Consider the following 11,385-nt stretch of genomic DNA (forward strand, 5'->3'; position numbering starts at 1 on the left):
CCACCGCGGCGGCGGCGCAGCCTGGCTCCCCGCGCGCAAGCAGGGTGGCGGCAAAGTAGCGGATGTCGTCCATGGCGTGGTCGTTCTGCTTGACGGGCGCGTCCCGCCCCGCGCGCTCGTCCCAGCGGTAGAGCCCGAACTCCCGGATCGTGTCGGCGCACCCGGCGCAGAAGCGGAGCCTTTCCTCCCGGAGCAGCCCGCTCACCAGCCGGATGCCGTCCGCCACATCGTTTTTGGCGGGCAGGGCGGTAAATCTGCCGTGCCGCCGGATGCAGGCGAGAAAGCTCGCGGCGGACGGATCGACGACGACCGCCTCGACGGGCCGGTCCCCGGCGAGCGCTTCGAGCGCGGCGTAATATTCCTCGTCGGTCTTTAGCTCTCCCGTCCTGCGGGAGTCGTGGTAGTATTCCGCCAGCCGGTACCAGACGCCGCCCGCCTCCCCCCACAGCCCGAAGGAGGCGGGGTTGACGGTGCCGTAGTCGCAGGAGATGAAATAGCGGGAGCAGGCCGGCGCGGAATCCACCACATGCCGGAGCGGGTCGAACATCGGGTAGACGGCGCCCTGCGCGGCGGTCCACCTGCCCAGGACGAACCGCTCGCGGAACGCGCCGGAGTAGAGCTGCTCATACCGCCGCAGGACGGCGGGGGAGAGGGCGGGGTTGTCGCGCATGGTGAAGTGCAGATAGAGGGCGTTTTTTTCCTTCGCCTTCAGGATCCACTCGGTGTAAAACCAGTGCTGCGGATGCTCGGGATTGCAGGAGAACCACAGCCGCGCGCCCTCGACGGAGCAGCGCGCCACGGCCTGCTCGACAAAGGAGCGCGGCATGAGCGCGGCCTCGTCGAGCAGCACGCCCGCGAGGGTGACCCCCTGGATAAGCGCGGCGCTCCCCTCGTCCCGCCCGCCGAAGAGATAGAAGCGGTTGCGCCGGTTTTGGAAGGCAACCTCGAGCACGCCGCGGGAAAGCCGTTCCTTCACCGCGAAGCCGAGCTCCCGCAGGCAGGGAAGCAGCGGGGACACGACGTTGCGGCGCAGGGCGGCCACCGTCTTGCCGCAGAGCGCGAAGCACTGCCCGTCAAAGCCCGTCATCGACCAGAGGAGGAACCCGAGCGAAAGGCAGAACGTCTTGCCGCTGCGCACCGCCCCGTCGCAGATGACCGCGTCGCGGGCTTCATGGGGGCTTCCCGGCCGCCACCAGGTGAGCGCGGTCATCTGCTTTTGGGAGAACCGGGTGAAATCACCCATCCGCCCCGTCCTCCGCGCGCGGGTCGTCGGCGGGGGCCTGCGCCGACCGGGCGAGCGCCGCGAGCAGGGAGCCCGCCGCGTTCTGCTCGCCGCCGTCAAGCCCCGCGAGCAGCGAAAGAGCCTTGAGCCGGTCGCAGAACTTGATCTCCACCCCGCCCCCCTTGGGGAGCCGCACCTCGGCCACATGGAAGAGGTCGGCGGCGGAGGCCGGGCCTCCCTCGCCGGAAAGCAGCGGCAGCGCGCCCGCGGCGTCCCCCAGCGCGATGCGTTCGAGCCCTGCCCGCGCGAGCGACGCGGGCGCGCCGAAGGAGAGCTCCTTTCGCAGCCGGGCGATCGATCGGCGCACCTTCGCGTCGCCCAGCAGCGCCGCTGACTGCATGCCGCAGTCTCTGGCGCCGAAGCCCGCTTTACGCGCGGCCTCCTCGGGCGGAAAGCCGCGCGCCATATAGACGCAGAAGGCCCTCCGCCTCTGCGTGTTGAGAGAGGGTTTCATAGGCCACATCCTTTCACCCGTACCGGAAAACGGGGCGGAAATTGCGGAAAAACGCAACGAACGCGCCGGGAGAAAAAATATTTTTTCAAAAACCCTGCGGAAGCGCGCCGCAAACTGGCGGATACTTGACTAAACTGTGAAGAAAATGGTAAATTATAAGGTACAGCAGGCGCGCCTGCACGACAGAAAAGGGAGCTGGAAAAGCCGGAATGTCCGTTTTGAATATCGTCCTGATCGAACCGCAGATTCCCCAGAACACGGGGAACATTGCGCGGACCTGCGCGGCGACGGGGGCGCGGCTGCACCTGGTGGGGCCGCTGGGCTTTGAGATCACCGACGCGAAGCTCAAGCGCGCCGGTCTGGACTACTGGCGCCTGCTCGACATCACCACCTATGAGAGCACGCCGGAATTCTTTTCCCGCAACCCGCGGGGCGAGTTCTACTATTTCACCACGAAAGCCCGCCGGACCTATACCGATATCGCCTACCCGGACGACGCGTACCTCGTGTTCGGCCGGGAGGACGCGGGCCTGCCGGAGGAGCTGCTCCGCGCGAACCCGGACCGTTGCGTGCGCCTGCCGATGATCGCGGGGGCGCGCAGCCTGAACCTCTCCAATACGGTGGCGGTGGCGGCCTACGAGACGCTGCGGCAGTGGGGATTCCCGGCGCTCCAAAACCATGGAAAACTGACGAAATACGACTGGGACGCGGTCCCTTTGTGATGGGAGAAACAGATGGGAAAGAAAAAGACGACGGATCAGAGGATCCTGCTGATGACCGATTCCGCGAGCGATATCTCCGACGCCGACCTGCTGGAGGGCGGCATCGTCATGCTGCCGATCCCGATCGCGATCGACGGCAAGGGCTATCTTGAGCGGGTGGATTTCACCACCCGGGAATTTTACGAGCGGCTGACGGCGGCAAAGGAGCTGCCCGTGACGAGCCACATCCTGTCGATCACCTACCAGCAGGCGTACCTCGACGCGTTCGAGCAGGGCTATACCGACGTGATCAACACGACGATCACCTCGGTGGGCTCCAACATGTTCGAGGCGGCGGTGTTCGGCAAGCGGCAGTTTTATAAGGAGCACCCCGAGGCGGAGGGGAAGATGAACATCACCGTGCTCGATTCCGGCACCTACACGCTGGGCTACGGCTACCCGATCGTCGAGGCGTCCAAGATGATCAAGGCGGGCAGGAGCGCGGAGGAAATCACTGCCTGGCTCGACGATTTCTACGCGACGGTGGAGATCATCTTCGCCGCCTACTCGCTCGAATACGCGCGGAAATCGGGCCGCATCCCGGCGGCGTCCGCGTTTGTCGGGGACGTGCTCGGCCTGCGCCCGATCATATCGATTGTGGATGGGGTGACGACGGTGGTGGAGAAGGTGCGCGGGGACAGAAACGTCGTTCCGCACATTGTGGATTACGCCTACGGCCGCGCGGTGGACAAAAAGGCGCCGACGGCGGTCATCTGCGGCTCGGTGGAGCAGTACGGGGAAGACATTTACAAGGCGGTCGCCAAAAAATTCGGACACGCGCCGAAGGCGCGCTACCTCGCGGGAGCGTCGATCGCGATCAACTCGGGCCCGAAGGTCGCGGGCGTGATCGTGCGCGGGGAAAAACGGATCAACACCCGGGCGCGGGAGCAGGATTTCATCCGGGGCTGAGAGCGCCGCAGGCGCTTTTTGCACATGTCGTGTGCAAAAATCCCCAAAGAAAACGTCAAACCTTGCGGCATGGCTGTTCAAAGCAGGGAAAATGGGCAAAAGCCCTTGCAAAACGCGGGTTGTTGCATTAAAATATTCATGGTTTCAGGTTATGCAATCTGCATCAATCAACCGGGTAAGTCTATGCCAATTTACATAAAATGAAGGGTGGCTATTTCAATGACCTCTTACAACAAAAAGTCGGTGGAGGACATCGACGTAAACGGCAAAAAGGTACTCGTCCGCTGCGATTTCAACGTCCCGCTCAAGGACGGCGTCATCACCTCGGACAAGCGCATCGTTGCGGCCCTGCCGACCATCAAGTACCTGCTTGACCACAACGCGGCAGTCATCCTCTGCTCCCACCTCGGACGTCCGAAGGGCGAAGTGAAGCCCGAGTTCTCCCTCGCGCCCGTGGCGGCCCGCCTGAGCGAGCTGCTCGGCAAGCCGGTCGCGATGGCCAGGGACGTCGTCGGCGGCGACGCGAAGGCCAAGGCCGCGGCACTGAAGCCCGGCGAGCTGCTCCTGCTTGAGAACGTCCGCTTCGAGGCGGGCGAGACCAAGAACAACCCCGATCTCGCCAAGGCGTTTGCCTCGCTGGCGGAAATCTATGTCAACGACGCATTCGGTTCGGCGCACCGCGCCCACTCCTCGACCGCCGGCGTCGCCGATTACCTGCCCGCCGTCTGCGGCTTCCTCATCCAGAAGGAGATCACCATCATGGGCAAGGCCCTCTCCGACCCCAAGCGCCCCTTTGTGGCGATCCTGGGCGGCGCGAAGGTCTCCGACAAGATCGGCGTCATCAACAACCTCCTCGAGAAGGTCGACACCCTCATCGTGGGCGGCGGCATGTCCTACACCTTCATGAAGGCGCAGGGCCATTCGATCGGCAACTCCCTCTGCGAGGAGGATAAGCTCGACCTGGCGCGCGAGATGCTCCAGAAGGCGAAGGACAAGGGCGTCAGCCTGCTGCTGCCGGTCGACAACAAGGCGGGCGACAAGTTCGACGCCAACTGCGACATCAAAATCGTCGACAGCGACGACATCCCCGACGGCTGGATGGGTATGGACATCGGCCCCAGGACGATCGAGCTCTTCTGCGGCGCCGTGAAGAACGCCGGCACCGTCGTGTGGAACGGCCCGATGGGCGTCTTTGAGTTCGAGCGGTTCGCCGAGGGCACCCTCAAGGTCGCCGAGGCGGTCGCTGAGAGCGGCGCGGTCTCGATCATCGGCGGCGGCGATTCGGCCGCGGCGGTCACCAAGCTCGGCTATGCCGACAAGATGACCCACATCTCCACCGGCGGCGGCGCCTCCCTCGAGTTCCTCGAAGGCCTCGAGCTGCCCGGCATCGCGGCCCTCAACGACAAATAAGAGCCACCAAAAGGGCGGGCGTCAGCCCGCCCTTTTTCAGCCTCCCGCGCCCCATCCGCACACGCGGGGGCGGGAAACCAAACGGCTCCGCCGTTTGTACGCAAAACAAAGTTTTGCGTCCCGCGCGAGGCGCGGGTTTCCCGCCGCGGCCCGAAAACCGTCATCAATACATCACGATACAGGAGGACATACTATGAACAAGAACCTGCGCAAGGCCGTCATCGCCGGCAACTGGAAGATGAACAAGACCCGCCCCGAGGCGAAAGCCCTGATCGAAGAGCTCAAGCCGATGGTCGCGGACGCCGGCTGCGGCGTCGTGATCTGTGTGCCCTACACCAACCTCGAGACCGCGCTCGCGCTGACCGAGGGGACCAACATTGGCGTGGGCGCCGAGAACTGCCACTGGGAGAAATCGGGCGCCTTCACGGGCGAGATCTCCGCCGACATGCTCGCCGAGATGGGCGTCAAATATGTGGTCATCGGCCACAGCGAGCGCCGCCAGTATTTCGGCGAGACGGACGAGACGGTGCAGAAGCGCGTGCGCGCGGCGCTCGACGCGGGCCTCACCGTCATCCTCTGCGTGGGCGAGCTGCTCGCGCAGCGGGAGCAGGGGATCACCGAGGAGATTGTTGGTCTTCAGACGAAGGTCGCGCTGGGCGGCGTCTCCGCCGAGGAACTCAAGCGCGTCATCATCGCGTATGAGCCGGTCTGGGCGATCGGCACGGGCAAGACCGCGACCGCCGGGCAGGCGAACGAGGTCTGCCGTTACATCCGCGCGGTGGTCGCGGGCCTCTACGGCCAGGCGGCCGCGGACGGCCTGACCATCCAGTACGGCGGCTCGATGAACGCGAAGAACGCGGCGGAGCTGGTTGCGCAGCCGGACGTGGACGGCGGGCTCATCGGGGGCGCGTCCCTCAAGGCCCCCGACTTCACGGCGATCGTGGAAGCGGCCTCGAAATAAACCCGGGCATTAGGAGGAAAGCAGATGAAAAAACCTTTGGCACTCATTATCCTGGACGGTTTCGGATATAACCCGCAGGACTACGGCAACGCGATCGCGGCGGCCAAAAAGCCGAACATCGACCGCCTGATGGCCACCTGCCCCCACACGCTGATCGGGGCGTCCGGCCTCGACGTGGGCCTGCCCGACGGCCAGATGGGCAACTCGGAGGTGGGCCACACCAACATCGGCGCGGGCCGCATCGTCTATCAGGAGCTGACCCGCATCTCCAAGTCGATCGAGGACGGGGACTTCTTTCAAAACCCCGCTCTGCTGGCGGCGGTGGAAAACTGCAAAAAGAACGACTCCGCGCTGCACCTGATGGGCCTCTGCTCGGACGGCGGCGTGCACAGCCACAACACCCACCTTTACGGCCTGCTGCGGCTGGCGAAGGATGCGGGGCTCAAGAAGGTGTACGTCCACTGCTTCATGGACGGCCGCGACGTGCCCCCGACCTCTGGCGTGGATTTTCTCGCGGAGCTGGAAGCCGAGATGAACCGGATCGGCATCGGCCGCATCGCGACGGTGATCGGCCGGTATTACGCGATGGACCGCGACAACCGCTGGGAGCGCGTCTCCCGCGCCTATAACGCGATCGTGAAGGGGGAGGGCAACTTCAACCCCTCGGCGGTCGACGCGGCGGAGAAATCCTACGGCGCGGAGGTCACCGACGAATTCATCGAGCCGACCGTCTGCCTCAAGGACGCGGGCGTCCGCGACGGCGATTCGATGATCTTCTACAACTTCCGTCCCGACCGCGCGCGCGAACTGACCCGGACCTTCGTGGACCCGGACTTCAAGGGCTTTGAGCGCGAGGGCGGCCAAAAGCACGTCTTCTTCGTCTGCATGACCCAGTACGATGTGACGATGCCGAACGTCGAGGTGGCCTTCAAGCCGGAGAGCCTCGACAACACCTTCGGCCAGTACATCTCCGACCAGGGCCTCACCCAGCTGCGGATTGCGGAGACGGAGAAGTACGCGCACGTCACCTTCTTTTTCAACGGCGGCGTCGAGCAGCCCTACCCGGGCGAGGACCGCGCGCTGATCCCCTCTCCCAAGGTTGCGACCTATGACATGCAGCCGGAGATGAGCGCCTACATCGTTGCCGACGAGGTGGTCAAGCGGATCGAAAGCGGGAAATACGACGTGATCATCCTCAACTATGCCAACTGCGACATGGTCGGGCACACCGGCGTCTTCAACGCGGCCAAGCGCGCGGTGGAAGCGGTGGACAAATGCCTCGGCGAGACGGTGGACGCGATCCTGCGGATGGGCGGGCGCGCACTGATCACCGCCGACCACGGCAACGCCGACCAGATGTTCGAGCCGGACGGCTCCCCCTTCACGGCGCACACCACCAACCCGGTGCCGCTCATCGCGGTGGGCTGCGGCGACGTGAAACTGCGCGAGGGAGGCCGCCTGGCGGATCTCGCCCCCACGATGCTCAAGCTCCTCGACCTGCCCCAGCCCAAGGAGATGACCGGCAAAAGCATCGTCGAATAAAAAGAGAAAGCCGCCCCGCGCGCTGCGCGGGGCGTTTTTTTGCGTCTTTACGCGGGACCGTATATTTTACCCGGTCTGGCACAAAATAAACGTAATGACTTGTCTTTATCCGGGAAATGGATTATAATAGATGCATCTACACGCCCAACTATCCACTACAGGAGGAATCGATATGAGAAAAGGTACCTTTATAGCGACCATTGCCCTTCTGATCGCCATAGCGGGCGCGATCGTCGCGTTTGCCGCTTATTTTAAACGCCGCAGCTGCGCGCTCTGCGACGATCTCGACGACGAACTGATGGACGACATGTCCGATCTGGACTACTATGCGACCCAGGTCGACGAGGACGACGAGGAGGATGTCTGCGGCTGCGGATGCTCCGCGCCGGAGGAGACCGTCCAGGATGCCGCGCCGGAAGCGGCCGCGCAGGATGACGGAGAGGAACCCACCGAGGAATAAAAGCACGGCGGCCGCCCTGCGGGCGGCCGCTTCTTTTCCCCTCGCCGCGCAATCCCTTCGCGTTCGGTGAACGATCCGGCGATGGCCGCGGGAGCCGCGCTGGAATGACTTTATTAAAATTGCCGCTTATCTATTGACAAATGCCCTGCGGCGTGGTAATATAATAAGGAGCCTAAAAAGCGTTGACATATCGCGGAGTGGAGCAGTCCGGTAGCTCGTCGGGCTCATAACCCGAAGGTCGTAGGTTCAAATCCTGCCTCCGCAACCAACAAAAAGTTCGTAAGGCCAATGCTTTACGAACTTTTTATGATTGTGGAGGTAATTGCATGGACCTGCCGATGCTCGATTTCCTGAAGGAGAAGAACACCCATACGGGCAGCGAGGGGAATTTTCGCTATAAACTGAAACCCGACGGCGAGGAAATCAAGGTGTGGGCCTACCAGACCTACTGCCTCGAATACTGCCAGGAGCACGGGCTCATGCTGGGGGAGGAGACCTTCCCGCTGGACGCCCGGGGGCTTGAGGCCGCGGCCGCCTGGCTCGCCGAGCAACAGAAAAAACTGTGAAAAAGGGCCCCGTCCGCCTTAGCGGACGGGGCCCTTTTTAATGCGGGCGCGGCGGCCCGTCCGGTTGAAGCGGACCCGGATTTGTGGTACAATAAGCACATTTCCAGGCGGCGTTTGTGCCCGCCGGCGCGGCTTGCGGCGGCGGGGCGGGAAGCGGATTTTCAGGAAACGGGGAGATGGAGACGTGAAAGGGAGACCCCTTTACAGGGCGGTCAAAATCGGGACGATCGCCTGCGCGGCGCTTGCTATGCTGATCCTGCTGGGCAGGCGGCTGCTGTTCTGGTGGGCGGGCCGGCTGCTCGGGGAGAGCGTGCAGTTCCACATCGCGGAGGGCGCGGGTTCGATCGCCATCATCGGCGGCGCGGACGGGCCCACCGCCATCTATACGACGGCGAACATCCTGCCGCCCATGCTGCTCGCCGGGGTGCTGACCGCGCTTTCCGTCGTGGGCTGCGTGGCGCTTATCCTGCTGCGCCGAAAGAACAAGTAGTAATTTTTATATTTAATATAACAGGATGGATAAGAAAATGGATTTTTCAGCGATCCTCTCAAGGGAATTCCACATCGCAAAGGACTATGTGGACAACATCATCGCGCTGATCGACGAGGGAAATACGATCCCATTCATCGCGCGCTACCGCAAGGAGAAAACGGGCTCGTGCGACGACCAGGTGCTCCGCGAGCTGGCGGACCGGCTGGACTACCTGCGCGGACTGCAAAAGCGCCGGGAGGAGGTCTCCGCCTCGATCACCGAGCAGGGTAAGATGACCGACGAACTCGCCGCCGACATCGCGTCGGCCGGGACGCTTGCGCGCCTCGAGGATATCTACCGCCCTTATAAGCAGAAGCGGCGCACCCGCGCGACGATCGCGAAGGAACGCGGCCTCGAACCGCTTGCCGCGCTGCTGCTCGCGCAGGACCGCATGTCGGACACGCCGGAGGAGCTTGCCCGGCCCTTCGTGGACCCGGAGAAGGAGGTCGCGTCGGTGGAGGACGCGCTCGCGGGCGCGTCGGACATCATCGCGGAGCAGGTGTCGGACAGCGCGGAGGGCCGCCAGCGTCTGCGGGATTACTACCGGCGCAACGCGGTGCTGCGGAGCGCCGCCGCCGACGCGGGCAGGGATTCGGTCTACGCGACCTACTACGACTATGCGGAGCCGGTCTCCAAGGTGCCGAGCCACCGGGTGCTCGCCATCAACCGCGGCGAAAAGGAGGGCTTTCTCAAGGTATCGGTCGAGGCGGACGCGGACTACGCCGCCGGCCTGCTGGCCGGGCTCTTCGTCAAAAAGGGGAGCATCACGACCCCGCTCGTCACGGCGGCGGTCGAGGACGCCTACAAGCGCCTGGTGCATCCGTCGCTGGAACGGGAGATGCGGGCCGACCTGACCGACATGGCGGACGAGCAGGCGATTAAGAATTTCGGCGTGAACCTCAAGGCGCTGCTCATGCAGCCGCCCGTCAAGGGCAGGACGGTGCTCGCGATCGACCCCGCCTACCGCACCGGCTGCAAGATCGCGGTGGTCGATCCGACCGGCAAGGTGCTCGACACGACGGTTATCTACCCGACGCCGCCCCAAAATAAAACCGCCGAGGCCAAGCGGACGCTTTCGGCGCTGATCAAAAAGCACGGGGTGCAGGTGCTCTCGATCGGCAACGGCACCGCCTCGAAGGAGAGCGAGATCTTCGCCGCGGAGCTCATCCGCGAGCTGGACTGCGGCCTCAGCTACATGATGGTGAACGAGGCGGGGGCGTCGGTCTATTCCGCCTCCAAGCTGGGCGCGGCCGAGTTCCCCGAATTCGACGTGTCGCTGCGCAGCGCGGTGTCGATCGCGCGGCGGCTTCAGGACCCGCTGGCCGAGCTTGTGAAAATCGACCCCAAGTCGGTGGGCGTCGGACAGTACCAGCACGACATGCCCCCCAAGCGGCTCGACGAGACGCTCGGCGGCGTGGTGGAGGACTGCGTCAACCGGGTCGGCGTCGACCTCAACACCGCCTCGGCCTCCCTGCTCGGCTATGTGTCGGGCCTTTCGGCCACGGTCGCGAAAAACATCGTCGCCTGGCGAGAGGAGAACGGCGCGTTCACCTCCCGTGCCCAGCTTAAAAAAGTCCCTAAGCTCGGTCCCAAGGCCTATGAGCAGTGTGCGGGCTTCCTGCGCATCCCCCACGCGAAAAACGTCCTGGACAATACGGGCGTGCATCCCGAGAGCTATGACGCCGCCAAGGCGCTGCTCGCGCGCTTCGGCTATACGCTGGACGACGTGGCGGCGGGGAACCTCACCGGACTGCCGGACAAGGTCCGCGCCGCCGGGGAGGGAAAGGTCGCGGAGGCATGCGGCGTCGGCGTGCCCACCCTGCGCGATATCGTCTCCGACCTCATGAAACCGGGACGCGACCTGCGCGACGAGCTGCCCCCGCCCATGCTGCGCACCGACATCATGGACCTCAAGGACCTGAAGCCCGGCATGGAGCTCACCGGAACGGTGCGCAACGTCATCGACTTCGGCGTATTCGTGGACATCGGCGTGCACCAGGACGGCCTGGTGCACATCTCCCAGATCACCAACCGCTTCATCAAGCATCCAAGCGAACTGCTCAAGGTGGGCGACATCGTCACCGTATGGGTTTTGTCGGTGGATGTGCCCCGCAAGCGCATCTCGCTCACGATGAAGAAGCCTGCTTAGATTTGCCGCTCGGGGAGCGGTGGAGCTTGTCGGTAGTCGACTGGCGGCGATCCCTCAGGCTTTTCCGCCCAGCGGGCGGAGGGCTTTTGTTCGCGCCCCTTCGGGGCGCTCCAGATGTGCCGCCTGCGGCGGCGGGGATTGCCGGGTCCCGCCCCGGCAGGCGGCCCCATTTCTTGTGCGGACAAGAAATGGGGGAAAGAAGCCGCAGGGGGCCAGGCCCCCTTGACCCCCGCGCCGCCTCCGGTTGGCCTTCGGCCAAAGTCGGCGGCGCCCTGTCACGGATGAACGGACGGGTGTACAGCAACCCGCCCGCCGCCGCGCCGCGGGCGCAATGCCTCTGCCGGCGAGTCTCCGGAACC

The 11,385-nt window shown here is 64.3% G+C and carries 11 protein-coding genes and 1 tRNA gene; 10 read left to right on the forward strand and 2 right to left on the reverse strand.

Going from position 1 to position 11,385, the window contains the following annotated elements:
- Together RCI06_RS13265 and RCI06_RS13270 are read right to left on the reverse strand one after the other, a co-directional pair.
- The coding region (locus RCI06_RS13265) for a PBSX family phage terminase large subunit (RefSeq protein WP_306576344.1) at window positions 1-1,243 on the reverse strand (1,243 nt) is incomplete at its 3' end.
- Window positions 1,236-1,736, reverse strand: coding sequence for a hypothetical protein (locus RCI06_RS13270; RefSeq protein WP_306576345.1), 501 nt, complete (start codon window positions 1,734-1,736; stop codon window positions 1,236-1,238). The genes RCI06_RS13270 and RCI06_RS13265, both read right to left, overlap by 8 nt.
- Before the next feature lie 209 nt (window positions 1,737-1,945).
- On the opposite strand from RCI06_RS13270, the gene RCI06_RS13275 reads away from it, so the two are divergent.
- From RCI06_RS13275 to RCI06_RS13320, 10 genes are all read left to right on the forward strand, one after another.
- Complete coding sequence (locus tag RCI06_RS13275; RefSeq protein WP_101548471.1) at window positions 1,946-2,458, forward strand: tRNA (cytidine(34)-2'-O)-methyltransferase; 513 nt, start codon at window positions 1,946-1,948, stop codon at window positions 2,456-2,458.
- A 12-nt stretch (window positions 2,459-2,470) separates the two neighbouring features.
- Window positions 2,471-3,406: a DegV family protein gene (locus RCI06_RS13280; protein WP_306576346.1), complete on the forward strand. Its 936-nt coding sequence runs from the start codon at window positions 2,471-2,473 to the stop codon at window positions 3,404-3,406.
- Between the two features lie 219 nt (window positions 3,407-3,625).
- Complete coding sequence (gene pgk / locus RCI06_RS13285; protein WP_306576347.1) at window positions 3,626-4,816, forward strand: phosphoglycerate kinase; 1,191 nt, start codon at window positions 3,626-3,628, stop codon at window positions 4,814-4,816.
- Between the two features lie 193 nt (window positions 4,817-5,009).
- On the forward strand, window positions 5,010-5,777 hold the full coding sequence (gene tpiA, locus RCI06_RS13290) for a triose-phosphate isomerase (RefSeq protein ID WP_101548475.1): 768 nt from the start codon (window positions 5,010-5,012) through the stop codon (window positions 5,775-5,777).
- A gap of 24 nt (window positions 5,778-5,801) precedes the next feature.
- On the forward strand, window positions 5,802-7,319 hold the full coding sequence (gpmI, locus tag RCI06_RS13295; protein WP_276873394.1) for a 2,3-bisphosphoglycerate-independent phosphoglycerate mutase: 1,518 nt from the start codon (window positions 5,802-5,804) through the stop codon (window positions 7,317-7,319).
- Window positions 7,320-7,491: 172 nt separating this feature from the next.
- A complete protein-coding gene (locus tag RCI06_RS13300) occupies window positions 7,492-7,779 on the forward strand; it encodes a hypothetical protein (protein ID WP_101548479.1) in 288 nt (95 codons plus the stop codon).
- A 191-nt stretch (window positions 7,780-7,970) separates the two neighbouring features.
- Window positions 7,971-8,047, forward strand: a tRNA-Met gene (locus RCI06_RS13305).
- Between the two features lie 58 nt (window positions 8,048-8,105).
- The gene (locus tag RCI06_RS13310; protein WP_101548482.1) at window positions 8,106-8,345 is read left to right on the forward strand and encodes a hypothetical protein; all 240 of its coding nucleotides are present in this window, start codon (window positions 8,106-8,108) and stop codon (window positions 8,343-8,345) included.
- A 184-nt stretch (window positions 8,346-8,529) separates the two neighbouring features.
- On the forward strand, window positions 8,530-8,835 hold the full coding sequence (locus RCI06_RS13315) for a sodium ion-translocating decarboxylase subunit beta (RefSeq protein ID WP_276873385.1): 306 nt from the start codon (window positions 8,530-8,532) through the stop codon (window positions 8,833-8,835).
- Window positions 8,836-8,872: 37 nt separating this feature from the next.
- Window positions 8,873-11,026 carry a Tex family protein gene (locus tag RCI06_RS13320; protein WP_306576348.1) on the forward strand — a complete coding sequence of 718 codons (2,154 nt, stop codon included), beginning with the start codon at window positions 8,873-8,875 and terminating at the stop codon, window positions 11,024-11,026.
- Window positions 11,027-11,385: the final 359 nt, after the last annotated feature.

Origin of the sequence: Anaerotruncus massiliensis (ex Togo et al. 2026) (assembly GCF_030825285.1) — a bacterium.
GTDB lineage: Bacteria > Bacillota > Clostridia > Oscillospirales > Ruminococcaceae > Anaerotruncus > Anaerotruncus massiliensis.

Bases quoted from the DNA above. Each gene is read 5' to 3' on its own strand.
- gpmI (WP_276873394.1), top strand. From the start codon at position 5,802: ATGAAAAAACCTTTGGCACTCATTATCCTGGACGGTTTCGGATATAAC.
- RCI06_RS13275 (WP_101548471.1), top strand. From the start codon at position 1,946: ATGTCCGTTTTGAATATCGTCCTGATCGAACCGCAGATTCCCCAGAAC.
- pgk (WP_306576347.1), top strand. From the start codon at position 3,626: ATGACCTCTTACAACAAAAAGTCGGTGGAGGACATCGACGTAAACGGC.
- RCI06_RS13300 (WP_101548479.1), top strand. From the start codon at position 7,492: ATGAGAAAAGGTACCTTTATAGCGACCATTGCCCTTCTGATCGCCATA.
- RCI06_RS13310 (WP_101548482.1), top strand. From the start codon at position 8,106: ATGGACCTGCCGATGCTCGATTTCCTGAAGGAGAAGAACACCCATACG.
- tpiA (WP_101548475.1), top strand. From the start codon at position 5,010: ATGAACAAGAACCTGCGCAAGGCCGTCATCGCCGGCAACTGGAAGATG.
- RCI06_RS13280 (WP_306576346.1), top strand. From the start codon at position 2,471: ATGGGAAAGAAAAAGACGACGGATCAGAGGATCCTGCTGATGACCGAT.
- RCI06_RS13270 (WP_306576345.1), bottom strand. From the start codon at position 1,736: ATGAAACCCTCTCTCAACACGCAGAGGCGGAGGGCCTTCTGCGTCTAT.
- RCI06_RS13320 (WP_306576348.1), top strand. From the start codon at position 8,873: ATGGATTTTTCAGCGATCCTCTCAAGGGAATTCCACATCGCAAAGGAC.